The organism is Paenibacillus pabuli NBRC 13638 (assembly GCF_001514495.1).
GTDB lineage: Bacteria > Bacillota > Bacilli > Paenibacillales > Paenibacillaceae > Paenibacillus > Paenibacillus pabuli.
Map to the genome: position 1 here is coordinate 115366 of NZ_BCNM01000005.1, position 24358 is coordinate 139723.

Annotated in this window: 20 protein-coding genes; 5 read left to right on the forward strand and 15 right to left on the reverse strand. The window is 47.5% G+C overall.

Going from position 1 to position 24358, the window contains the following annotated elements; translation table 11 throughout:
• Window positions 1–238: 238 nt before the first annotated feature.
• The 9 genes from PPA03S_RS08990 to PPA03S_RS09030 form a co-directional block, all read right to left on the reverse strand.
• Complete coding sequence (locus PPA03S_RS08990) at window positions 239–1924, reverse strand: extracellular solute-binding protein (RefSeq protein ID WP_062321961.1); 1686 nt, start codon at window positions 1922–1924, stop codon at window positions 239–241.
• A gap of 124 nt (window positions 1925–2048) precedes the next feature.
• Window positions 2049–3674 carry a response regulator gene (locus PPA03S_RS08995; protein WP_062321963.1) on the reverse strand — a complete coding sequence of 542 codons (1626 nt, stop codon included), beginning with the start codon at window positions 3672–3674 and terminating at the stop codon, window positions 2049–2051.
• An 80-nt stretch (window positions 3675–3754) separates the two neighbouring features.
• Window positions 3755–5509, reverse strand: a complete 1755-nt coding sequence (locus PPA03S_RS09000) for a sensor histidine kinase (RefSeq protein WP_062321966.1) — start codon at window positions 5507–5509, stop codon at window positions 3755–3757.
• A 329-nt stretch (window positions 5510–5838) separates the two neighbouring features.
• Window positions 5839–6537 carry a hypothetical protein gene (locus PPA03S_RS09005; protein ID WP_062321968.1) on the reverse strand — a complete coding sequence of 233 codons (699 nt, stop codon included), beginning with the start codon at window positions 6535–6537 and terminating at the stop codon, window positions 5839–5841.
• A gap of 119 nt (window positions 6538–6656) precedes the next feature.
• Complete coding sequence (locus PPA03S_RS09010) at window positions 6657–8183, reverse strand: ABC transporter substrate-binding protein (RefSeq protein WP_062321970.1); 1527 nt, start codon at window positions 8181–8183, stop codon at window positions 6657–6659.
• A 180-nt stretch (window positions 8184–8363) separates the two neighbouring features.
• On the reverse strand, window positions 8364–9272 hold the full coding sequence (locus tag PPA03S_RS09015; protein ID WP_053783705.1) for a carbohydrate ABC transporter permease: 909 nt from the start codon (window positions 9270–9272) through the stop codon (window positions 8364–8366).
• Between the two features lie 17 nt (window positions 9273–9289).
• Window positions 9290–10285, reverse strand: coding sequence for an ABC transporter permease (locus PPA03S_RS09020; RefSeq protein WP_062321972.1), 996 nt, complete (start codon window positions 10283–10285; stop codon window positions 9290–9292).
• A gap of 174 nt (window positions 10286–10459) precedes the next feature.
• Window positions 10460–12079 (reverse strand): response regulator transcription factor, encoded by a 1620-nt coding sequence (locus PPA03S_RS09025; protein ID WP_062321975.1) that lies wholly within the window; start codon window positions 12077–12079, stop codon window positions 10460–10462.
• Window positions 12054–13871, reverse strand: a complete 1818-nt coding sequence (locus tag PPA03S_RS09030) for a sensor histidine kinase (RefSeq protein WP_062321977.1) — start codon at window positions 13869–13871, stop codon at window positions 12054–12056. The genes PPA03S_RS09025 and PPA03S_RS09030 overlap by 26 nt, the downstream gene beginning before the upstream one ends.
• 414 nt (window positions 13872–14285) lie before the next feature.
• On the opposite strand from PPA03S_RS09030, the gene PPA03S_RS09035 reads away from it, so the two are divergent.
• Window positions 14286–15728 carry a hypothetical protein gene (locus PPA03S_RS09035; RefSeq protein WP_062321979.1) on the forward strand — a complete coding sequence of 481 codons (1443 nt, stop codon included), beginning with the start codon at window positions 14286–14288 and terminating at the stop codon, window positions 15726–15728.
• Window positions 15729–15744: 16 nt separating this feature from the next.
• On the opposite strand, the gene PPA03S_RS09040 is transcribed toward PPA03S_RS09035, so the two are convergent.
• From PPA03S_RS09040 to PPA03S_RS09050, 3 genes are all read right to left on the reverse strand, one after another.
• Complete coding sequence (locus PPA03S_RS09040; protein ID WP_062321981.1) at window positions 15745–16335, reverse strand: DUF4269 domain-containing protein; 591 nt, start codon at window positions 16333–16335, stop codon at window positions 15745–15747.
• Between the two features lie 27 nt (window positions 16336–16362).
• Complete coding sequence (locus PPA03S_RS09045) at window positions 16363–16569, reverse strand: YwbE family protein (protein WP_062321983.1); 207 nt, start codon at window positions 16567–16569, stop codon at window positions 16363–16365.
• Between the two features lie 126 nt (window positions 16570–16695).
• Window positions 16696–17169: a hypothetical protein gene (locus PPA03S_RS09050; RefSeq protein WP_062321985.1), complete on the reverse strand. Its 474-nt coding sequence runs from the start codon at window positions 17167–17169 to the stop codon at window positions 16696–16698.
• Window positions 17170–17366: 197 nt separating this feature from the next.
• On the opposite strand from PPA03S_RS09050, the gene PPA03S_RS09055 reads away from it, so the two are divergent.
• On the forward strand, window positions 17367–18002 hold the full coding sequence (locus PPA03S_RS09055; protein WP_062321987.1) for an efflux RND transporter periplasmic adaptor subunit: 636 nt from the start codon (window positions 17367–17369) through the stop codon (window positions 18000–18002).
• Window positions 18003–18010: 8 nt separating this feature from the next.
• Window positions 18011–19561 (forward strand): DHA2 family efflux MFS transporter permease subunit, encoded by a 1551-nt coding sequence (locus PPA03S_RS09060; protein ID WP_062321989.1) that lies wholly within the window; start codon window positions 18011–18013, stop codon window positions 19559–19561.
• Window positions 19562–19673: 112 nt separating this feature from the next.
• Here the strand turns inward: PPA03S_RS09060 and PPA03S_RS09065 are convergent, their stop codons facing one another.
• Both PPA03S_RS09065 and PPA03S_RS09070 read right to left on the reverse strand, forming a co-directional pair.
• The gene (locus tag PPA03S_RS09065) at window positions 19674–20450 is read right to left on the reverse strand and encodes a polysaccharide deacetylase family protein (protein WP_062321991.1); all 777 of its coding nucleotides are present in this window, start codon (window positions 20448–20450) and stop codon (window positions 19674–19676) included.
• Between the two features lie 83 nt (window positions 20451–20533).
• Window positions 20534–22558: a Na+/H+ antiporter gene (locus PPA03S_RS09070; RefSeq protein WP_062321993.1), complete on the reverse strand. Its 2025-nt coding sequence runs from the start codon at window positions 22556–22558 to the stop codon at window positions 20534–20536.
• Between the two features lie 213 nt (window positions 22559–22771).
• Here PPA03S_RS09070 and PPA03S_RS09075 point away from each other — a divergent pair, with 213 nt between their 5' ends.
• A complete protein-coding gene (locus PPA03S_RS09075; RefSeq protein WP_062321995.1) occupies window positions 22772–23071 on the forward strand; it encodes a hypothetical protein in 300 nt (99 codons plus the stop codon).
• 82 nt (window positions 23072–23153) lie between these two features.
• Here PPA03S_RS09075 and PPA03S_RS09080 read toward each other — a convergent pair whose 3' ends face one another.
• Window positions 23154–23636, reverse strand: coding sequence for a MarR family winged helix-turn-helix transcriptional regulator (locus PPA03S_RS09080; protein WP_062321997.1), 483 nt, complete (start codon window positions 23634–23636; stop codon window positions 23154–23156).
• A gap of 189 nt (window positions 23637–23825) precedes the next feature.
• Between PPA03S_RS09080 and PPA03S_RS09085 the strand changes: the two genes are divergently transcribed.
• A complete protein-coding gene (locus PPA03S_RS09085) occupies window positions 23826–24350 on the forward strand; it encodes an NAD(P)H-dependent oxidoreductase (protein ID WP_062321999.1) in 525 nt (174 codons plus the stop codon).
• The last annotated feature ends 8 nt before the right edge of the window (window positions 24351–24358 follow it).

The following is a 24358-nucleotide window of genomic DNA, read 5'->3' on the forward strand; positions in this document are numbered from 1 at the left end:
CCCCCTGTAATTCTTCCTACTCAAGTGCTCCCCGAGTGGCTTATACTGCGATTATATCAACCGTATGCATAGGTCAAACAGCACATAAAAGCAATATAAATGGCACAAAAGCAACCAGTTTGGACTCGCTGTATTTCCAATCATTCTTCCTTTGCTGCTCCGTTCCACTTGCCCGAAAAATATGCTCCCACAACGACAAAAAGCGTGCAGACTTGTATCGTCTGCACGCCCTTGAACCTTATTTTTTCACACTGTCATACCATTCGTTGACCTCTTGTGTGATTTGGTCACCGCCACCCGATTTCCACGTTTGTACAAATGTATCGAACGCATCTACCGGATTTTTGCCATAAATGATTTCGTTAAACGTTTGGTTCTCAATTTTGTTCAAATAGTCCAGCTTCGATTTCATCGTCTGCGTTGTAGGACCTGTAAACATGTTTTTGTAAGAAATTTCTTCCTGACTCAACAGTACTTTTGCTGCTGCAGGCGTTTCGGAACCATAATTGACGGCAACATCTTTTTCAAGCTTGGTTTCCGGTTCTTTACCGTCAGCCAGATTCAATAGAGCTTTCATCTGAGCGTCCGGAATACGCGCGCCATCACGCACGAGCAAATAACGTACAACGTTTACATATCCACCGTCAATTTCATCTGGCTTCTTCTGTTTTCCGTCTGCATCCAATTGGTAGTCATATCCTTCAAACAGTCCATTGTCATAAGGACTTCCTGCTGCCGGATCTGCATAGTTGTCAAACAAATAGTTCTGATACGTAAAGAAAGCTTCAGGGTGTTCCATGTCTTTCTTGATCAATACAACACCATTGACAAATTGCGTGCCGTGACGCATCGCTTTACCTTCAGGCCCTGTCGGAATTTCAATTGGTTTCCATACTGCACTTGGTACATTTTTCACCGTATCCGTCAACGGCCATCCGCTCATCCAGTAAGGACCCGGGATAATACCTGCCGTACCAGCAACTGCCGGTTCTGCCGTTTTGTTCTCATCCCATAACGCTGCTTCCTGAGGGATGTACCCTTTTTTGAGCCATTCGCTCAATTTGGTCAGACCTTGCTTCATGCCCGGATTGATGGAACCATACTCCAGCTTGCCGTCTGTACCCACATTCCATTGAAATGGCAGTGTACCGTAAGCACCAAAGATCCAGGATGGATCACCCATCCATGTGTTCATGGATGTTTTGAAACCGATGCTCAGTGGAGTGACCTTGTCTGGAGCCAATCCATCCGGATTTTTATTTTTGAACGCTTCCATTACGGCTTCCAGCTCGTCAATGGTTTTTGGCGCTTTCATGTTCAGCTTGTCCAGCCAGTCCTGACGAATCCAGAGCAGGTAATCATTGTTGTATGCATAGTCTAGTACGGGAATACCCATTCTTTTGCCGTCCCGGCTGTACTGGTTCCACACATTAGGGTCCTGCTCCATCGCCTTTTTCCAAGTATCGGAAGCGTATTTGTCGAACAATGGGCCTACTTCCTGATACATGCCGGAATCAATCAGGTCCTGGGCAAGCAGATTATCCCCAACCGTTACAACATCCGGCATTTCCTGACCGGAAGACATCGCGAGACGAAGCTTAGTTGCAAAGGCTCCATTGGTGTCCGTTACAGACCACAAGGATTTGATTTCAATTCCAAATTTGTCTTTGGCCCACTTGGTTGCCACGTTATTTTCCATGGATTCGCCATTTTTGAATTTCAGCTCAGGGTCGATTCCCCATGCTGTTGTAATCGTTACTGCCGGATCATATTTTTCTTTGTATTCGTTTTCAACGGCTGACGTGCTCGAACCCGCGTTCTCACCGCCACTGTTGCCTCCTCCACATGCAGATAGGATGACAGCCAGACACGTTGTCGTAGCTAGGAGCGGCAGCCATCTCTTTTTTGTAGATTTCGCTCTCATTAGTTGTTCCCCCTCAATCGTTTTGGTTACCCTTTCATTATAGGCCTGCCGGGTCTTTCAGCCTATGTCACGAAAACAAGATTTCTGCACCTTTGGCAACCTATATACGAGAATGATGTCAAAATTATGCCTGATCCCGATATTCATTCGGTGTCATTCCATAATGCTTTTTGAACATTTTGCTGAAATATTGCGGATTTTGGTACCCAAGTTCACTGGTGATCTCGTATATTTTTTTGTTTGTGTTCTTGAGCAAATACAGGGCACGCTCCATCCGCATACGAATCATATAATCGCCCAGCCCCTCACCAGTCTCTGCTTTGTAGATCTTGGACAAGTACACGGGATGCAGATACACTTTGTCTGCGATCATCTTCACGGACAGATCCTGCCCAGCGTCTCTGGTCACCATCTCCTGAACCTGCTTGATGACGTGCCTGCGACTCTGTACACCGTCCTGATCCGACAGTTCCTCCTGCAACTTGGCAAGCATCTCAGTCGCCCAGCGGCGAAGCTTGTCAGGTGATTGAATCAGCTGATGCGCCAGCAGCAGGTCGAATCCTGCATGATCAATCTCATGTACAAGGTGTCCCTGCTTATGCGCAATATACATAAATGCATTCGTCACAGACAGATACATCTCATATACATGTTCCCTGGAGAGACATACACGTTCCGCTGCATCAAAAACGGCGTCCAGCTTTCGTGCCGCTGCCTCCCATTGTTTGGTTTCGAGCAATTGCGGCAGCACAGGCGGCTTATACAGTTCTTCAAGCGCTTGCTGTGCCGCATCATTCTCCGGACGTTTGGATAACTCGTTATCCATGTATATGATTGTGTTTTCCTCTGGCCCGGACAGTACCAGTGATCCCAAACCTTTACGATAAGCTGTTGTCAGATCAGCAAAGGGAAACGGCGCTGTGACTACCATGGACAGATCCCCTTGCAAATATCGAATAACATGCTCGCGAAAAGTCCCAACAGGCTGTTTCAGTTCCTCCACATTCGTTAAGACTGGCTCCGTCCATCCCTCTTTTTGTATCATCATGACCAGACACTCATGTGGACCTCGTCCAAACCAAACGTTGTACTGGGGACCAAACACCTCTTCGGCGATATTGCCCACTGCAAACTCCATTAAATCCAGCGATTGCTGATCCATTGCCGAGAACCGGCCTGTAAGGCGAATCAGCATCATTACCGTTGGCTGGTCCGGCTGAAGCGCAATCTCGTATTTTTCCAGCTGTTCACCTAATGCACGAGCCGTAATCTCACGCCCCAGTAACAGATCATGCATCAGATTTTCCCGCAAAATTTTATAATCGGACTTCCGGCTATACAGCAGCCGGTGGTATTTATCGAATTCATCCCATTCCCCCCGAAGGGACGAAATCGCAGCAGAGACCGAAGCCATGAACTCCTCATCATTCACTGGCTTGAGAATATAATCGGCAGCCTGCAGCTGAATGGCTTTCTTGGCATATTGAAAATCACTGTGACCGGTCAGCAGGATGCAGCGGATATGCGGCCATCGGCTGCTTACCTCTTCAATCAGTTCCAGTCCGGACATGCCTGGCATTCGAATATCCGTAACGACAAGGTCTACGGCATTCTCTTCCATGATCTGCAGTGCTTCCTTTCCAGAGGCTGCACGCAAAACCGTCGTAACCCCGAGTTCTCCCCAGGGAATGGTCAATTCCAGACTTTCTGTCACATACGTTTCATCATCCACAAGCAATATATCGATCAAGCTAGTCACTCCCTATCTGCTATGTTATACCGTGGTGTTATGGTGTTCTTGTCATCTTCTTGCGTCTCTTCCCAACGTCTCTATTCTTCGTATTCCAGAAGAGTCTCCTCGGCGGCGGGCCACAACAAAGTCACACGCAACCCTCCAAGTGGTGATTCCGTAACACGAAGTCCAGCCTGTTCCCCATATCTGAGCTGTAAACGCTGATTGACATTCCACAGACCACAACCCATCTCCTGATCCATGCTGCCTGTAAGTTTGTGAAGCAGCATCTGCCTTGCCTCTGCATCCATACCTTGTCCATCGTCATCGACTGTAAGCATCATCAGGCCATCTCTTTGCTCTCCCGATATCCGTATTTCCCCCGCCTCGGCATCTGCTTCAATCCCATGAATAACCGCATTCTCTACCAATGGTTGTATGATAAGAGGAGGCACCTCCTGCTTCAGAAGTTCTTCCGACAAGTCAATCCTGTAATGTATCCGGTCCATGCGCATCTGCTGAATCTCCAGATAACAAGTCACGAACTCGATCTCCTCTGTGAGGGGTACCACATCACGTTCCTGCCTCGTGGTATACCGATAGTATCGGGACAGATTATGCGACATGGCAACGACGGCATCGACACGCTTCAGCTTCGCCATGCTCGTAATGAATGAGAAACAATTATAGAAAAAGTGAGGATTAATCTGTGATTGCAGCTGTTTCAGTCGGGCTTCACGTACATGAATCTGCTCCAGATACACATGTTGAAACAACTGTTGAATTTGCTCGACCATGGAATTGAATCGTTCGGACAAAAAGCTGAATTCATTCCGTCCTCTGGGTGTGATTCGGACTGAATAATCCTCTTGCTTTAATCGTTGGAATCCCCGAATCAACTGTTTGACAGGCACCTGGACCTGGACATACAGCAGGTATGCTACGCCAAAGCTCATCAATAACAAACAGATCATGGCTGAATAAAACAGTATATTGGATTGATGGATCGGCTTCAGAATAGCCGATAATGGCATGTAATCGACCAAGTACCAGCCGGTTGTGCTGGACTTTACCGTATTAACCATGTAAGGCTCGCCGTCAATGACTACCGTTCGGTTATCCACATCCTTAAGTTTGTCGATCGCCAGCTTGTCCATCAGCTGACCCGTCAGACCACGATCCGAAGTGCGGTTATAAATAACGCCGGACTCTTCACGATAATAGAAAGGATCATGCCGTCCATCATCCTTAAATTTATCCAGCATATCCCGAATGTTGTCACTGTCGAACTCCAACTTGATTACGGTTTCGGCATTGGCTGCCGGATCACTGATACCATATGGAGATACGGTAATCCAGCTGAATATGAATCGCTCATCATCACCGTCCTGAATCTTGCGAACATTCCACCCGGATGATATGCTGCCTCGCAGTGCCTGTTCATCGTAGGTCCGGGCATCTCTTTCAGAGATAACCCTGCCCAGCGATGGGGAATAGAGATATAGCTTCGTTGTCCAATTGGATGAACTTTCCTGAATGCTTAGCTTATTCTGAATCCGTTTAACAAGATTGATCGTATCCAGATCGAAATATTTACTGTCGGCGTAGATCCGTCTGAAGCTCGCTATATCAGGATCATGGATGAGCAAATTGGGCCATGAAGATAACAGCTCGATATGCGTATTGACCTGATTTTGAAAAAATTCCAGCTGGTTGCTATTGGAACGATTCAGTTCATCTCGCAAAACTGCTGTTGTTTTATGGTTCGAATACCAGTACAGCAGTACGACTGGAACCAGCATAATTAGAATTAAAATGACCATTTTCGAAAATAGATTCGTCCGGTATGACATCTTCTTACCTCACCTTGCCTTCATTAGTCAGTGAATCTAATTTTAACGATGAAGGCGTTAAACATAAACTGTTTTTTCTAAAAAGAGTCCACTTCACAGCTCATCCTCATTCATGACTTCATCCATTGTGAATCCATTCTCTTTATATCGTAAGCGTTATCATCTACATGCTAAAGGTGACAAAACCAACTTTTCTGCACTAATTGCAACTTCCGCGCAAAAAAAAGAGCCGGCTACCGCCAGCTCCTTCCTCATCCTTTTACGCGTTAATATAAATCTATTTCATAACGTTCTTCTTATGTATTCATTCTGTTTTGCTTATCCAAGGATTATGGAATATCGTAATCAAACACGGTGTTTTCTCCATCAACCGCGACATCCAGTACAATATCGATCAGTTTTCCTTTCACTTGCAGCGGGCATTCTGCCAAACCGGAAAATGCCAGTTGACCCTTAAACGTTCCGTACGGTTCAATCTCTACGTTTACAGGCTTTAACCGGACAGAACTCAGCGATTCGTACAGTGGATCATCCTTGAATTTGTAACTGCGGGCCAAATCAGGCAATAGTACTGCTGCTACAGGTTCCCTGCTGTAATTCTTGAGTGTCAGGTCACAGTTTACCCGTGTAATTCCATTATCCAATACATCATAGGTGCAGGAGCTCTTATTTTGGACATAGGAAACACCATTGATTCCGGAAGCTCCCCATTTGGCTACATACATCAATTTATCCGTCATGTAAGAGTAACTGAGAACAATGACAAGCACGATCAACCAAAGCCTTTTCGCCAGAGAAGGATAAAACGGCATCATTTCTTGACGGGTAAGATAGTAGCTGCTCGCTAATAAGCCCATTCCCAGAAATAACGTGATATGTACACCCCTTACATAGGATGTGGTATAAGGCGATAACCCCATGGCAGACAACATGGTGTCCCCCACAGAGAAACCGAGGTGATGCTTAAACGTAAAAATGATTCCAAACATCAAAAACATTACAGAGAACACAAGTCTGGTCCTCGACACATGATCACCCCCTAATCAACCACCTGATTATATCATATTTTTCCTTATTATGGTTTACAATCCAAATAAAAAAGACGCTTCCGGTATAAACCGAAAACGTCTTGGATTTTGAACCTAAACTATTTCTTCGAGAGAAACGCATCAAGCTGGTCTTGTTTGGCGGCAATGATTTTATCAATACCTGCGGCTTTCAGCTTCTCCAGATATTTCGGGATCATCTCGTTTGGATCTACTGCACCCGAGGTCATGCCCGGTTTGAACTGTTTGTTTACATTGTTGACCGCAGCAATTTCGTTTTTGACGGATTGGCTGTTGAAAGTAAAGCCCAGTGCAGGCGACTTGACGCCTTTGGCATTAAACTCCTTGAACTTCTCCCATTTCTGCGGATCTTCATTATCCCAAAGGAAGTTCAGGAACTGATTGCCCAGCTGCCATTGTGCGCCCGGGTTGTACGTACGACTGTTGGCGTCTACTCCTTGCGGGAGAGTAATAATGTTTTCTTCGCCGTCTTTTTTCACATAGTGTGTACCTTCGATTCCGAAATTGAGCAGGTTATTGATCTCTTTGTCGGAATGCAGCAGGTTAATAACCTGCATGGCTTTCTCCGGCTGCTCGGAGGAACGGGAAATGGCCAGCATGGCACCCGAAGCATCACCGGTTGTAATCGTAGGCTGGGTCATCTCAATCTGGGTCAGCGGATATCCAACGTACCCTTCTTCTTCCTTATCTTTACCTGGCTTCATGCCGTCGGTCCAGAGGAAAGCCTTGCCTGCCTTCGCCTGATCTTTCGGGAAAACATTGGACGTTGCCGCATCACTGTTGATGTATCCTGCCTGATACCATTTGCGCGCCAGTTCGGCTGCTTCCTTGAATTCAGGTGTCTCTACTTCATTCAGCACCGTCGTTGTACCTGCTGTTTTGGAAATTACACCAGGAACGGATGCATCGCCGAGATAATCCCAGTCCAGGTTTTCCAGCAGTCCGTTACCATTGGTATTGGACATATAGAACGGAGTAATACTAGGTTCATTTTCCTTGATGGTTTTAAGCAGCGGCTCCAGGTCAGCCCACGTTTTCACTGCGGTCAGATCGAGCTTGTATTTGTCAGCCAGATCTTGGCGTACGAGTACGCCACGTGTGGCTGCCAACTCCTTGTTGGTAGGAACACCATAGTTTACGCCATCCACCTGCGAACCTTCCAAGAAGGCTGGGTCAAGATTTTTCTTGATATCCTGGCCATACTTGTCAAGAAGCTCATTGAGTGGCAGGAAAGCACCTTTCGCTACATTGACAGTGTAATTCTGCCATGCCGCCGTGAAAATAATGTCCGATTTTTCACCGGAAGAGATCATGAGATTCAGCTTGTTATCCCACTGGCCCCAGTCGATTGCATTGATCTTGAGGGTAGCTCCGATCTTTGGCTCCATCTTTTTGTTGATCTCCGCTTCGACCAGAGCCACATCTTTCTGTGGTGTGCCCGGATAATACAGCGTCACTTCATAGGGCTTGCCCCCGCTCTCTGCTGCACCGCCGCCTTCGGCTCCCGGTGTTGTTCCACCTTTGTCCGATGAGCATCCTGCCAGCACCAGGCTCAGCGCCATAACGGCTGCTGCCATACGCGGCCATACCTTTAACGTTCTAAACAAGTGAACCCCTCCCGTCATTTGTTGGACTCAGCAACCGATTGCCCCAATTCGCAATGTTCCCCAATCTGCAAAAGTCCGTTCCATTGCCGGCCCTCCGGCATGCTGTTCTCGCTGCTTTTTGTATATGCCCTCTCAGGTCCATCTCGTTTATCCGTTGCTCTCTCCGCTAACCGGCCGGAGTTATCCCTTCACTGCGCCTACCGTAAGGCCCTTGATGAAATACCGCTGGAAGAACGGATATGCCAGTACAATTGGACCAATACCGACAACAGCCATCGCCATTTGCAGTGTTTTATTTGGCAGATTCAACAATCCGCCCTGTGATGAAATCTGTGAAGAGACATTGGAGTTGGATGTTAAATATTGAATATCGAGCAGCGTTCGGTACATCAGGTACTGAAGGCTGATCGTCCGGTTATCCGATATAAAAATCATGCTAAGATACCAGTCATTCCAGTAATTCAATGTGCTGAACAACGCAACGGTTGCCATCACCGGAAGGGAAAGCGGAAGCACGATTCGCGTAAACGTTCTCAATTCACCTGCACCATCAATTCGTGCCGATTCGAGAATCGATACCGGAATGGAGTTAGCGAAGAACGTACGCATGACCAGTACGAAGAACGGCGACAGCAGCAGCGGCATGATCAGTGCGAGAATGGAGTTTTTCAAATCCAGTACGTTCACATAGACCAGATACCAAGGGACCAGACCGCCATTGAACAGCATGGTGAAAAAGATGAAAAAGGCGAACCACCCGCGATACGGCAAATCCCTCCGGGAAAGCGGGTACGCATACAATGCCGTCAGCGCTACACTCGTTATCGTACCTATCACGGTTACAATAATGGAAATGCCATAGGAATGGATGATCTGATCCATGTCCTTGAACAGAAATTCATAGGCAGTCAGACTGAACTTCTCCGGAATCAGTTTGTACCCGTTCGCAATAACCGTCGTCTCGTCCGAGAATGAGATCGCGAAGACAAGCAGGATCGGCACGATGCAGGCAATGGCATAGAATATAAACATAGCGTGTATGATGGACGCGGAACGCCGCGACACGGCTAATGGATCACGTGATTTCACAGCTGGCTTGCCTCCTCTCAAAATAATGCATTATCTTTGTCCATTCTCCTGACGATCGTATTGGATACGAGAACTAACACAAATCCAACAACAGCTTGATAGAGCCCGGCTGCAGAGGACATCCCGATATCGCCCCCGATGAGGAATGTACGATACACATACGTATCCAGAACGTTCGTGACCGGGAATAATGCGCCCGATTCCAGTGGAACCTGGTAGAACAGACTGAAGTCCGCATAGAAAATACGACCGATTTGCAGCAGTGTCATAATCACGATTAGTGGCACAAGGAACGGAACCGTAATGAAGCGAATCTGGTGCCACTTGCTCGCGCCGTCCAGTACAGCCGCTTCATAATATTCCTCATCGATACCTACCACTGCTGCCAGATAAATAACGGCATAGTAACCGATATTCTTCCATGTATTCACCAGCGGCAAAATGTAAGGCCAATACTTGGGTTCCGAATACCAATCAATAGGCTGTCCGCCAAAGAGCTGAAGGATTGTCGAGTTCATGAATCCTGAATCCTTGCCGAGAAAGGCAAGCACCAGATAACTGACTACAATCATCGACAGAAAATAGGGAAGCAGCATAAGTGATTGATACAATTTGGACATGGCCTTGTTCTTCACTTCATTCAATAAAATCGCGAGCCCTACCCCTACAAATAAATTCAGGGCAATAAATACGGTGTTATATGCGAGCGTGTTGCGTGTGATCTCCCAAGCATCGCTCGTGGAGAACAAATACTTGAAATTATCCCAACCGCTCCACGGGCTGCCCCAAATGCCGTCGGCATAATTGACATTTTTGAACGCAATCAGAACACCGAACATCGGCATATAGTTGTTCACCAGCAGAAACAGAATGCCTGGCAAAAACATGAGATACAAAACCTTGAATTTACCTAGATTGTACAGGACAGACTTTCGTTTTCGAACCGGTATATCCGGTATGCCCTGTACAGCTGATAGACGTGCTCCCTTACCCGCCTGGGGTTGTGTCTTCATAACTTGTTCTCCCTCACTCCTCTTGAATTTCATCCTCAGGATGAAACACCGCTGTGTCTCCTGTGGTTCAAGTATACGGCGAGGCGCTCAGGACCACTATCTGCTGTGGTGACCTATTCACTTATCAAATTATGACTTTAGGTCACGAAAAAACAAAAGACGCAGCATGCTGCGTCAAATCTGTACCGCTCGGGACTGTTTGCGAAACTCCTGTGGTGTAATGCCCGTGCACTTTTTGAACATTTTCGTAAAGTGAGAGTAGTTGTAATATCCAACCTTGCCTGCAATATCCGTGACCTTCACGGTGGACTGGGACAATAATGTCTTCGCCTTGGCTACTCTGCGCTGGAGAATGAATTCGGATAGCGACATGCCCTTTTCTTTTCGAAACAGGCGAGATAGATATGCCGGATTAAATCCGGCAAAAGATGCAAGTTCTTCACGCATCAGCTCTTCGCCGATGTGATTTTCAATGTAAATGCACAACTGGTCCACAATGGTCATTGGACTGTGATCGTCCGGATACAATACCGGGATCGCACGACTAATCAGGTCTGAAGTCCAATGCTTCAACTGGGGCAACGAACGCGTCACAACACTTTCTTCCGGCTCCCGTTCGCCCGGATACAGGCTGCGTACGGATACATTTTTTTGATGAAGCAGCGGATAGACCACATGCAGCATCGCATGATAGTACAAACGCAGAATTTCTGGTGACAGCCGCTCCTGGGCAGCCAATAACTCAAAGATTTCATCCACACGCTCGCGCAGATCCTCGAACTTCCCGGTTTCAAACAGAACGGAAAGCTCGGGAAACCACGGGATCGGCAAAAAGCGATCCTCCGCTTCCCGGCCTTGCACATCATATTTGAAGACCCCTTCAAGCTCGTTAATATTGCGACGCTCCATATCCATCAGTTCGTTGAGCATGCCCTGCAATTCTGTAATCGCTACCGGGACTCCGACATAACAGGATAATCGGCAGTAGAAATAGGAACCGCACTTCCGGATATAGCTCTGACATCCTTCTGCCAATTCGCTTGCTGTCGGGCTGATGCCATCCTGTTCGTAGGCCAGCACAATATTTAATCCGCTATGATCCTGAAATACTTCCCCAGGTTTGTCACCAAGCAGCATCTCTTTGGCCGCATTGCGAAGCGCATATTCCAGCACCTCCTCATCCCGCAGGTCGAATTCCCGCACCCATTCCTCAACCGATATGACAATCGGCAGAACATGAGCTTGCGGATCAATCTCGGCTCCATAGACCTCCGCCAGTTCCTTTAACTTTTGCGGGGTTAGGGTAAGACGCTGTGAGACGGCATCTTTCCAGAAACGCTCCGTCAGGAGAGGTTTGTGGGTTTGCCAACGTCTGTACACGGTTTCATATACTTCATTGGTGCGGGAATGCTGTTCTCCATCCTTGATTTTGTCGATTGCCTGCGTCACCACCTTGAGCAGCTGATCCGCTGGAGCAGGCTTCAGCACATAATCGAAGCTGTTCAGTTTGATCGCCGTCTGGGCATAATCGAACAGGGCATGCCCCGTCAGAAAAATCGTAAGTATACCGGGATCATGTTTCAATACCCAGCTCTGCAGATCGAGTCCCGTTTCACCCGGCATTTCAATATCGCAGATCATAATATCTATGGGTTGGGCTTTTAACAGCATTCTTGCCTCTTCTGCATCGCCAGCACTGAATACCTGGTCAATGCCGGCCAGGGTCCAATCTACCCCTTCCACCATTGCCTGCAAGGCATACACTTCATCATCCACGATCAATAGGTTCCGCATAGGCTCCCCTTTCTTCCTCTTCCGTCTGGGCAGGTACATGAATCATGACTGCTGCTCCTCCGTCTGACTGATTCATGAATTGCAATCCGGCACTTTCGCCATACTTCACAATCAGTCGATAAGCCACGTTCCAGATTCCAATGTGCTGTCCACCCGGATCTTCGGCGTAATGCCCCAGTTGCAGGCGTTCCAGTATGCCTTGTTCAAATCCAACACCATTATCCGTAATGGAAAGGTGAAGGACGGAATAATCCTCGGCACCCCTGTCTGAATGAGAGCCAGATAACGTTTTCGATTTCCAAGCTCGTATACGAATGACAAAGGGTTCTGAACGCCGCTGAAAACCATGAATAATGGCATTTTCCACAAAAGGCTGAATCGTCAAGGGTGGTACCACATAATGCCCGAGATCGGATGCAATATCCAATGTGAAATCCAGCTTGTTCGGAAATCTCAGCTTTTGGATTTCCAGGTAGTGACGGATATGTTCCAATTCTTCATCCAATCGGATGACACGTTTGCCAGCACGCAGGCTGAACCGGAAATAATCAGCCAGATGGCCAGCCATCTGCTGCACCAGCCCATGCTTCTGCAATGAAGCCAAACTATGAATAATATTCAATGAATTCAGGTAAAAGTGCGGATTGATCTGCATCTGTAATTGTTTGAACTCCGCTTCCCGGGTTCGCAATTGCTCTTCATATACGTCAATCTTCAAATGCTGGATCTCACTAGTCATCTGATTGAAGCTGTGCGTGACAAACTCCAGTTCTGACGAAGATGGTGTCTCCAGTCTCACATCAAGTTCCCCCAGGCTGACTCTTCTCATTCCCCGAATCAACACATTCATCGGGCGGAACAGGAGCTGTCTAAGAAAGATCAGCGCAGTGATCAGGATGACAGCTGCCCCTATCGGAAGCAGGCGAATAATTCGCTGAAAAAATGGCAGGTTTCGCATCATGTCCTCCTCGGGTAGCAGGACGATATAATTCATCTCTGACATGGCTGAGGGAATGCCCAACATTAGATACTGGCGTGAATCGCCTTTGGAATTCACTTCAGAGATCACCTGATAGGGATTCTTCAACCCAGCAATATGGCCTGCAGCGAGTTCAATCTGCGACGGATTCAACGCCGAATCAGACAATGCCCCGCCATCTGCTCCCAAAATGACTGCCCCTCCCCGGTCCCCGGATTCCGTGAACTGCTCTGGATGGTTCAGCGCATTCATGTCAACGAGTGCCCCCGCATAGAACTGAGAATTAATGCGGACTGTTTTGACAAGAGCATTCCATGCCCCACCATGAACAATGCTCCATTCCGGCTTCTGTATATCTCCCTCGAGTTGCTGCATCTGGACAGGCATACTCTCCTGCACGACCGACTTTTTGACATCATAATTGCCTGAGGTGGCCAATAACAGATCATCATTCACCGCGTCGTATAGAAAAAAAGAATCAATCAGATTATAAAAACCGATATCGGTCATGAATTTGTTCATAATACGCTGTTTCGCAATAATATAATCGCCGCTACCGTATTCGAGGAAAAACAATGAGATAATATCCGGGTCTCTCTCGCCCAGACTGTATAAATAACGATTGGTCTCCTGCAGCACACGCTCATTCTGTTCTACACTCTTGGCAAGATGATTCATATTGGTGAGAGATACTTGATCACGTACCACCTTCATGGCGTAGACGTTGTTGTAATAGAGCAGCAGGAATAAGGGGAGCATGATCAATGTCAGACCCACAATAAATTTAAAGCGCAGTGAACGGATAAAATTCATGAATTCCCGCCCTTTGGTTCCATATGGAATTATTTCTTCACCACATATTGGTGTAACCGCTATCAGTTATAACCAGATCTTTTCCCTTTTCGCCAATTTCTTCCCGCATTACTTCCAACTTCTTCCGTATTATGGCATGTTAATTGTAAATATGGTCGCCTTCTTCTGTCTATGCGTTACCGTGACCTCTCTTTGTCAATTCTGGTGACTTCCCCTCGGCTTTCCGTCAAGTTCAATGCGCTAGTTCTACATAAGTTCTCCATTCTGTAAAAAAAATCCTGCTCCCATGATGGATGAAACCCATCTTAAAATATATATGTATCTTGTTCCCTCACTCCACGAACGCCCGGTGATGACATGCATACGATATAGAACTCCTTGGGGTCAATACCAGGGGGGAGGGAGGCATCTACAATGAATATTCAACTCGTCCCATTGCATTATGTATACCTTGCATTTATCATCCTGATTGTTGCCGTTATGGTCCGGCGCAGAGATACAACCATCATTTGTGTCACAGGTATCATGACTATTGGACTTCTGGCGACAGAAACATTAAGCGGATCGGTTGCCGGTATCTTCAGCAGTTTTATCTATGCAACCAAGGAACTGCTCAGCACCATTTTTATCATTTCCATCATTGTTGCGATGAGCCGAGTGCTTATTCGGACGGGAATTAACGAGGTCATGGTATCACCACTCACCCGTTTTATCCATTCTCCACAGGTCGCGTTTTGGGGAATTGGGCTGATCATGATGGTCGTATCCCTGTTTTTCTGGCCTTCACCCGCCGTCGCCCTGGTCGGAGCTGTACTTCTTCCTGTAGCGGTACGCGTGGGTCTTCCTCCTATTGGCGCCGCTATCGCCATGAACCTGTTCGGCCATGGTATCGCATTGTCGGGAGATTATATCATCCAAGGGGCTCCAAAACTTACAGCAGATGCAGCTGGAATTCCCGTAACTTCCGTTATGACCGCAAGCATCCCGTTGGTTATAGTTATGGGAGCAGTGTCTACATTTACAGCATTCTGGATGCTCCGCAAAGAGATGAAGTCTGGTTCCACTGTTCAGCGGAACATTCCTGTGCCGGGTCAAACAACGACTGCTCTTTCTCCTGCCCCTGCTTCTAATTCTTCCACCCTGTCCGGGGATGCAGATGTTCAACGTCGCTCCATGCCCCCACGTCTGCAAAAGGCATTCGCTCTAATGATCCCACTGTTATTCACAGTGGATGTTATCCTGATGTTTGTGTTAAAGCTGCAAGGCGGTGATGCCACAGCGCTGATCGGTGGAACCTCCGTGCTCATTCTGATCATCGTGTCGCTTGCCGCGCATCGTCATACAGGGTCTGAGAAAACAACAAGTTATTTAATAGAAGGATTTCAGTTCGGGTTCAAAGTGTTCGGTCCAGTCATTCCGATTGCTGCTTTCTTTTATCTGGGAGATGCTGCAATTACAGAATTATTTAACAATCCTCTGCCTGATGGATCACACGGTATCGTAAATGATCTGGGGGTTGCTCTGGCAGGGTTGGTGCCTCTGAATGATACGGTAGGCGCGATAACGATGACTGTAACCGGTGCGATCACGGGAATGGATGGGTCGGGGTTTTCGGGAATATCGCTGGTCGGCTCCATCGCAACTATGTTTGCAGGTTCGGCCGATTCTGCACCTGTATTGACGGCACTGGGTCAGGTCGCCGCCATATGGGTTGGCGGTGGGACCTTGATTCCATGGGCCTTGATTCCAGCTGCAGCCATCTGCGGGGTCAGTCCATTTGAACTGGCGCGCCGCAATTTGAAGCCTGTACTGCTGGGACTAACGGTAACGACCATTGTAGCCATTTTTCTGATTTGATGTGCCAGCACTGATCCTATTCAAACTGAAAAGATGTATTCAACCGGGCCCAGCTTCTAAGCTCATCCCGGTTCCATGTCGCTATACGCAGCATTTCTTCATAAGGATTTCCCTGAAGACCCAGCACCGAAGCAAACGCCGGCTCCGTCTTCCATCCCTTCAGTTTCAGTTTGCGAATCTCATGATGTCCAGCTGCACCCCAAAGATGTAACAATTCCCACTCCACCAGCATATGCACATAAGCATTCTGCCTGATTACAGGCACCCTTTGGGCGAAAATCTCCACAGGCCAGTTACCCACTTCCACACCACAGGTCATATATGGATGCTGGCCTGCACGACCATTCCCACGTTTACATTGAAAACCCTGCATCCCGCTCAGCTCGCGGTTCACCAGAGTTTCGAACGCCCCCAGATCCGCTGCCTCACATAATAGATCGAGATCACTTCCCGGGATATCGATATCAATCGGGACCGTGCCCGCCGGATAAGGCTGGTGAGCGGCTAACCTCTGTAACAGCCCACTCTCCTGCAAAGCGTAATACGCATCTTGCTGGCGCTCATTACCCGAGGCCAGATGTGCCATTACATCCGCGGTTGTAATCATGTCATTGTCACATCCTTGGGAATCCGATCATTCCGACACACCTGTAATCACTTGTTTGACACGTCCTACCTGCCCGCTGGTCAAACGCACTTTGATCCCATGCGGATGTGTAGGGGATTTAGTTAATAGATCCTTCACGATACCACGTGTCAGCTTCCCTGTAGGTTGATCCTGCTTCAGTACAATATCCACTTCAAGACCCGGTTTAATGTTTACTCTCTGTTGGCCGTTCAAGCGCTTCACTCTCCTCTTCCACGTATTCCATATCATGCAGCAATGAATCACAAAGCTTCATCTATTGTAGACGTTTTGGATTCAAAACGAAAGGCACGACTCATGTTCAGGTATAGAGCAGAACGGTCATTTCCGGTCGGATGAAGTGTTATCTGACTTGTTTTTCATTGCTTTGAGCGCGGATCGATAGACTTCGTCTGCACTTTTCTCTTCCTTACTGGTATCGGCTGGAGGAAGTTCAACTTCTGTTCCAGTCGGTTTACGAAATTGAAGCAGAGCCTGACGATAAGCTTGGTCGCCATCTGTCCCCTGTGCTTCTTTGTTCGGAGCTGCGGGGATCTTTTCCATTGGTTCCTCCATGGGGTGAACCTCCGCTTGTCTATGCTCACCATGTTCCAAATGCGCTGTATGTTTCACCGGTGCGTGATTGCGATCCTCCTTCTGTACAGCAACAACATCGTCGTGCAGCAGGACTGGCCCCTTATCCTCCTCAGCGATTTTGGAAGCTCGTGCTTCTGCCACCTTGCGGGACGATCTGGAGTTATAAATCAATAGAAATACAACTCCTATAACAACAATTACCGCCAAAATAATCAACATATGAGCATCCTCCTCATCGTCCGCCTGTAGGCAGCCTTATTCAATATATTGGTGCCCTATTCTGCGAATAATATTTCTTCTTATTTCGTATAGAGCAGCAAAGTAGCGGGAATGCTCCAAACAGGAATATCAGCAGAAGACTGTGTTTACTGATTGCAGAGAGATTAAAGAAAACGAATTGAGGAGGAATGATCTGCATGAATTCGCGTGCCATTTTGATCAATATCATCGTGATTCTGGTGATTCTGGGTGCCGGAGCAGCCGGGATCTACTATTACAACCAATCTACCAGTTATGTCAAAACCGATAATGCGCTTGTAACCGGGCAGCCTATCTCGGTAGCTTCCGCTGTAAGCGGCGAGCTTCGATCGTGGAAAGGCGAGATTGGTACATCCTTTAATGCAGGCGATAGCCTGGGTACCGTCTCCGCTGCAGGTAAATCTACACCTGTTACGATGCCGGTTAATGGTACGATTGTACAGCAGACTGCTGTGGAAAATTCGCTTGTATCTGCCGGAACCCCCCTCGCAAGGGCTTATGATTTCAATAACCTATACGTAACGGCCAATGTGGAAGAGACCGTAATTGATAAGATTAAAACCGGTCAGATCGTGGATGTGTATGTTGATGCTTTTCCTGATACCACATTGACGGGTAAAGTGGACCAGATCGGACTTGCCACTGCCTCGTCCTTCTCACTGCTGCCATCTTCGAATACCAATGCGAATTACACCAAAGTCACTCAAGTTATCCCGATCATCATTACCATTGAAGGATATAAAGGACTGGGTGTAGTTCCCGGCATGAGCGCTACTGTGCGCGTTCATATTTAAGGCTGCTGATGGACAATCAAAATAATCAACTGCCCCTTGGGAAAACCATCGCTGTCTTGCTGCTTGGTGCGTTTATCGCCATTCTGAACCAGACTTTGCTTAATGTAGCCATTCCGCATCTGATGAATGATTTTAACGTCTCGGCTACGACGGTGCAGTGGCTGTCCACGGCTTATTTGTTGGTGAACGGTGTACTTATTCCGATTACCGCCTACTTAATCGAGTCCTATGGGACTCGCAAATTGTTCGTAACAGCCATGCTGCTGTTTACCCTCGGTTCTCTGATCTGTGCCATCAGTCCGGGGTTTACCGTCATGCTTATCGGACGAATTGTTCAAGCCAGTGGAGCTGGCATTATTATGCCTCTCGTTATGAACGTATTTCTGACCGTGTTTCCTCCAGAGAAAAGAGGAACGGCCATGGGGACGATGGGTATTGCCATGATGTTCGCTCCGGCCATCGGTCCAACTCTATCCGGTTGGATTGTGGAGCATTATACATGGCGTATTTTGTTCTACATGGTCATTCCGCTCGCCTTGCTCGATATTTTGTTCGCCTTTATCTGGCTAAGAAACGTGTCCAAGCTGACTTCGCCAAAATTTGATGGCTTTGGTGCACTATTCTCCACTATCGGTTTCGGATTTCTGCTCTATGGATTCAGCTCTGCCGGAGATAAAGGCTGGACCAGCGCGACGGTGCTGCTAACATTGATTATCGGTGTGCTTTTTATCGCCTTCTTTGTACTCCGAGAGACGGCCATGAAGAATCCACTGCTGGAATTTCGGGTGTTCAAATACGATATTTTCACCATCTCGACACTCGTCAGTGCAACGATAAACATGGCACTCTTTGGCGGGATGCTGCTGCTGCCGATTTATTTACAAAACATACGGGGATTCTCTCCTCTACAATCGGGGCTGCTGCTGCTGCCTGGTGCATTGTTAATGGGCGTTATGTCTCCCATCTCTGGTGCCCTGTTTGACCGGATTGGCTCTCGCCCCTTGGCCATTGTCGGTTTGATCATTACGGCCATTTCCACATTTGAGTTCAGCAAATTGACGGGTGAGACACCCTATGGTCATATCATGATGCTATACACCTTGCGGAGTTTTGGCATGTCCATGCTCATGATGTCCGTCCAGACCGAGGGCCTGAACCAGTTACCCCCTCATCTCACCAGTCATGGCACAGCCATGTCCAATACAGTCAGGCAGGTCGCAGGTTCGATCGGGACAGCCCTGCTGATCACGGTGATGGCAACACGTGCAGGCATTCATTTGGCAGATTACAGCAACACCGTGACGACAACCAATGTGGCGCTGACGGAGCAGGTGGGTATGCTCGGCACACAGATGGCAACCGCCGCTGGAATGCCGGCAGAACAAGGTTCTAGTCTCGCATTACAGCAGCTCTATGGTATCGCTGTTCAGACGTCAACGATTGAAGGCATTAATGATGCGTTCATTGTAGCAACCTGGATTTCGATCATTGGCCTGTTTCTCTCGCTGTTCCTGCGGCGTGCGCGTTCCCGGCCTCGTCCAGTCAAGCGAGACCACTAACGCTGCAATTTCCTCTCTTCATCAGTCACTTTCAGCTTTCCGGCTAGGTTAGAACCTAACCGGCATAACAAAAACCGCAAGTCTCACTGGAGACCTGCGGTTTTTCACTTTTTCATGGACGCTTTGATGGTGATGTCATGTTATGTTTCGCCGCTTCTCTCGCCTTTACAGCCAGGAGTTCCGATACGGTTACAAAACGATATCCCTGTTCCTGAAGCTTGGGCAGAATCGTTTTCAGCGCAGTCACGGTCTGGGATTTGCCTTCCACCTTATCATGGAACAAAACAATATCTCCATTACGTGCATTCTTCAGCACCTTGTTCACGATCGCTGATACGCCCGGAGAAGCCCAATCACGTGTGTCCTGATGCCAGGACCACAGCACAATGGTATATCCTTGTTGTTTTGCGGCCTGAATCACCATGTCATTATAATACCCGCCAGGTGGCCTGAACAATAAGGGCCGAGCTGCACCGGCTTCCACAATGGATTTCTCTGCTTCGTTCATTTCAAGGCTGTACTTATCCGCCCGTGTCGATCTGACAGCGTACGTATGTGCATACGTATGATTGGCAATTTCATGTCCTTCTCGCTGCTCCTGCTGAATCAGTTCAGGAAACTTCTCCGCCCATTTGCCAAGCACAAAAAAAGTGCCTTTGGCCTGATACTGCTGGAGCAAAGCCAGAATCTGTGGAGTCTGAACCGGATCAGGTCCATCATCAAAGGTTAAGGCAATGAGTTTGTCATGCGTGGGGACCTCCCACACAATCTCTCCCCGTTCCTCATAATACTGCCGATTCTTTTGTGCAGGTTTGGCATAGGCAGTATGGCTGCCAAGCAAAATAATCAGGGTACACAATCCGATGCATCGGGCTGCCTTCAGGTTCATGTTGATGTCCTCTCTTTATCTTCAAACGTAAACTCCTTGTTAGCATTTCCCGATTCATCAGAACTATTTATCGTGTAATCACATTAAGTGTTTTTCAGCGCAGTAGCTTCCACATCATTGATAAATCGGCGGAGCTTAGCCGCTACATCCCGGTTGATTTCACCATTTTCGTATAGCTGCTGTATCGTATTGCGCTGTTCCTGAATCGCCACCATTTGCAATTCCAGCTTCTCCTGATCAAATGGATCCTCGGTTTTCCCCTGGTTCCAGGTTCGTAATTTGGCAATGACCCGTTCATATTTGGAGATGACCGAAAGTGCTACGATGCGGTTACTATCGTTCATATGAGCGCGGATCGACTGGATTGCCGCTTCAGAGGTACGCAGCTTCACTTGACGGAATAGATCTGCATTCTCCAGCATGAATGGTTGAGCCGGCTTCCGGGACCGATGGGTGAACACATGTCCAAGCATTCGCCCAATTTCACTTAGTGAAAACATCATCTGAGTGTTGGCACGATTTGCAAGCATCATTTCTTTGCGATCCAGCCAGCTATTACATTTAAAGGCGGCTTCGGCCGCAATGACATTTTCATCCATCATGTTCTCAATTTCCTTGCGTTCAGCTCGTGTACCGATGAGGTTAATGGCTGTTTCCTGTTTCAAAATGTCTTTGCGCTTATCGGCAGTTAGTTCACCAGCAGCTTGCCTGATATATTTCGAAAGATCGGAGACGACGGCAAGTGCAGCCGCTTTGTTCTCATCGTTCATCTCCGACTTGACTGCACGAATGGCAGCATTAAGCATAATGTCTTGCGCTTTCCGCTCTGTTGTTAAAGGTGTGCCTTCTTCCACTTTCCCATCATTTTTGGCCAGTATCGGAAGAAACACACTTGCAGCGATCAGGGTGAACAGAATAACTCCTGCTGCCAGGAAAATAATGAGGTCCCGTTCAGGAAAAGGCGACCCGTCCTGGAGAATATAAGGAATGGAGAATGCCCCAGCCAGTGTTACTGCACCTCTCACACCTGATAACGTAATGATCATGATTTCTTTCAACCTGGGCTTTCCAATCGATGATTTCTTGAGAAAATGTTCATTGCCTTGCCAGAACAGATAAATCCAGATAAAACGCAGAACCAGTAACAGCAACGAAATTAATCCCACATACCCAAGTACTTGCAAGTTATCGAACGAAACGTTCTCAAAAATGGTACTCAGCACATCGGGAATCTGTACCCCCAGGATGACAAAGACCAATCCATTCAAAATAAATAAAATGACAGACCAGGTGCTGGCAGACACCACCTGCATCTTCAGTTGTACCGATTCCGTGCGGTCACGCTCTATCGCGTGAATAATACCGCCCGCAACGACAGCCAGGATACCCGAAACACCGATCTCTTCGCTTACCAGATAAATGACGAACGGCGTCAAGATTTGCAGCAGCATATGAATGGTGACATCTTCCATACCCAGACGCCGTATCCAGACGCCAAGTCGGATCAGCAGGAACGATAACAAAGCACCAATCAACAACCCGCCAATGGCGATAAGAAGGAAGCTGAATGACGCCTGTGTCAGGGAAAATACACCCGTAACCGTTGCGGCGATCGCAAATTTGAATGCCACCAGACCGGAGGCATCGTTCATTAATGCTTCACCCTCCAGAAGCCTATGTATGCTTTTTGGCAAATGAACTCGACCCGCCATGGCACCAACAGCTACCGCGTCTGTCGGAGACAGAATGGCCGCAAGTGCAAAAGCCGCAGGCAGCGGAATGGTTGGAATAAGCCAATGAATTGCGTATCCAGCTACCACCACAGTCACAAACACAAGCCCGAGCGCCAGCAGCAGGATGGGTGCCCTCAGATTCCACAACTCGTGCCTTGGCGTTCGTTTGCCATCATTGTATAGCAAGGGCGCGATAAAGAGGACAAAAAACAATTCCGGATTCAGTGGCAAATGCACCCCAGCAGGCAGCAGTGCAATGGCTACCCCAAGTACAATTTGAATCAGCGGAACGGGGATAAATGGCACGAACCGGTTCAAAATATTCGATAAACCGATCAGTACCAACAAAACAAGTACGGCAATAAACAGTTCCATGATGACAATCCCTTCCGCATAATAAAGTGGTAGATGCAATTGTGTGTACCTTATTTTAACATAAACCGAGATTGGTTATAAAAATGTTGTCATATCCATTTCTCAATTCATACAGAGAAGTTCAGCCATCGTTGAAGATTTCTGATTGATTCTGTATATAAGATGTTACAATATGCTCAGGACAATACCCGTTTGGAAAGGAACTTGGAATCTATGGCATTTGGAATTAAACGGCAGGAGTTAGCCGAGTGGAAGGAACGTGTATCTCGCGGCGAGCTTGCCTATCTCACTCATTTCTGGATTGACAACCGTTTTCCCGGCATTACCAGTGTGACCAAAGTAGGTTGTGCTGATTTGAAACGGCTTGAAGACTGGTGCAAGGAACACGAGCTGAACCCACGTTATATTCATCGGCGTCAGCCTTTCCCACATTTTGATCTGCTTGGCGAGAAACAGAAGGAGATTCTGATTCAGGAAGGTCTGACCGATCATCTTCAGCGATTCCATATATGATTAAAAAAGCGCCAACCTTCAAGGTTCATGTCCCTCAGTGGGAATGAAATCTTAAAGGCTGGCGCTCTCCAATATGCATCTTTTAACGATGTGTTTGCTCCAATGCTTTCATTTTCTCCAGCAGTTTCAACTCAATCTTCTTGATCATGGCAAACATCTGGAGTTGTTCTTCCTCCGTAAGCGCCTGCAGCAGCTCCCACGTCATCCGGCCGCGATTGTTAATCAATGTTTTTGCAAGCTTCTCCCCATCTTCCGTTAAGGACAGCCATACAATTCTTCGATCCTCTTCACTGCGCACCCGCTGGATCAAACCTTCGCTCTCCAGTTGATTTAGCACAATCGTGGTTGCTCCAGAAGATAAACTGAGTTGTCTTGCCACATCAACAGCCATACAGCGTTCTTCACGTAAAATCATGCCCAATATATGACTTTTCGTCGGATTCAGTTTGCAGTTTGTTTCATTCTTCTGTTGTTGATCCAATACTTTATTTTTATATCTAAAGAAGGCCTCCAACAATTGATCGACATTTGCCAATTGAGAGTTCCGCTCCGTATCCGGGCTCATAAACGTTCCCCCTGCCTTTGATCATAACCTAACTAATATTGTAACATATTTGCACTATTTTGTTTGTGAAAAATGCGCTTGTTGCCCATAACCCTTTACTTGTCTGTAAAGCTCATGCTTATTTTGGGGTTTCATGTGACAAGCTATCTAATAGCATGAACAGATAACCACTAAAGGAGGGATCAAGCAGTGAACATCTATATTGTTTTCGATAGTGAGGGCGGACATACCCGCGCACTTGCCGAGTCCATTGCGGCAGGCGCAGCCAGTGTACACGGCGCAACGATTCACCTGCATTCCACAGAAGAAGCCGACATTTACAAGCTGGTGGAGATGGACGCCATTATCTGGGGTTGTCCTGGTCATTTTGGTTCCATCAGCTCCGGTTTGAAAAAGTGGATCGACAAATTAGGCTACCTTTGGGCGGAAGGCAAACTGGTAGACAAAGTTGGTGCCGTATTCTGCACCATCGCCACAGAGCATGGTGGTCTGGAATCCACTCTGATTCATTTGCTGACACCCATGCTTCATCAGGGCATGATTATCACTGGATTGCCCGGTAACTTTGCAGATAACGCCTTATATGGCTCCTATTATGGTGTTGGTGTGACTTGTCCCGTTGATCGTGATCAGATGCTTAGTGACCAGGGTATTGCCCTGGGTAAAGCTCTGGGAGAGCGCGTGGCACGTATAACGAACCGACTGATCACTTAGAATTCTTA

Coding starts and splice junctions, on each gene's coding strand:
- PPA03S_RS08990 (WP_062321961.1), bottom strand. CDS start 1,924: ATGAGAGCGAAATCTACAAAAAAGAGATGGCTGCCGCTCCTAGCTACG.
- PPA03S_RS09000 (WP_062321966.1), bottom strand. CDS start 5,509: ATGTCATACCGGACGAATCTATTTTCGAAAATGGTCATTTTAATTCTA.
- PPA03S_RS09020 (WP_062321972.1), bottom strand. CDS start 10,285: ATGAAGACACAACCCCAGGCGGGTAAGGGAGCACGTCTATCAGCTGTA.
- PPA03S_RS09025 (WP_062321975.1), bottom strand. CDS start 12,079: ATGCGGAACCTATTGATCGTGGATGATGAAGTGTATGCCTTGCAGGCA.
- PPA03S_RS09030 (WP_062321977.1), bottom strand. CDS start 13,871: ATGAATTTTATCCGTTCACTGCGCTTTAAATTTATTGTGGGTCTGACA.
- PPA03S_RS09035 (WP_062321979.1), top strand. CDS start 14,286: ATGAATATTCAACTCGTCCCATTGCATTATGTATACCTTGCATTTATC.
- PPA03S_RS09040 (WP_062321981.1), bottom strand. CDS start 16,335: ATGATTACAACCGCGGATGTAATGGCACATCTGGCCTCGGGTAATGAG.
- PPA03S_RS09050 (WP_062321985.1), bottom strand. CDS start 17,169: ATGTTGATTATTTTGGCGGTAATTGTTGTTATAGGAGTTGTATTTCTA.
- PPA03S_RS09055 (WP_062321987.1), top strand. CDS start 17,367: ATGAATTCGCGTGCCATTTTGATCAATATCATCGTGATTCTGGTGATT.
- PPA03S_RS09060 (WP_062321989.1), top strand. CDS start 18,011: ATGGACAATCAAAATAATCAACTGCCCCTTGGGAAAACCATCGCTGTC.
- PPA03S_RS09065 (WP_062321991.1), bottom strand. CDS start 20,450: ATGAACCTGAAGGCAGCCCGATGCATCGGATTGTGTACCCTGATTATT.
- PPA03S_RS09070 (WP_062321993.1), bottom strand. CDS start 22,558: ATGGAACTGTTTATTGCCGTACTTGTTTTGTTGGTACTGATCGGTTTA.
- PPA03S_RS09075 (WP_062321995.1), top strand. CDS start 22,772: ATGGCATTTGGAATTAAACGGCAGGAGTTAGCCGAGTGGAAGGAACGT.
- PPA03S_RS09080 (WP_062321997.1), bottom strand. CDS start 23,636: ATGAGCCCGGATACGGAGCGGAACTCTCAATTGGCAAATGTCGATCAA.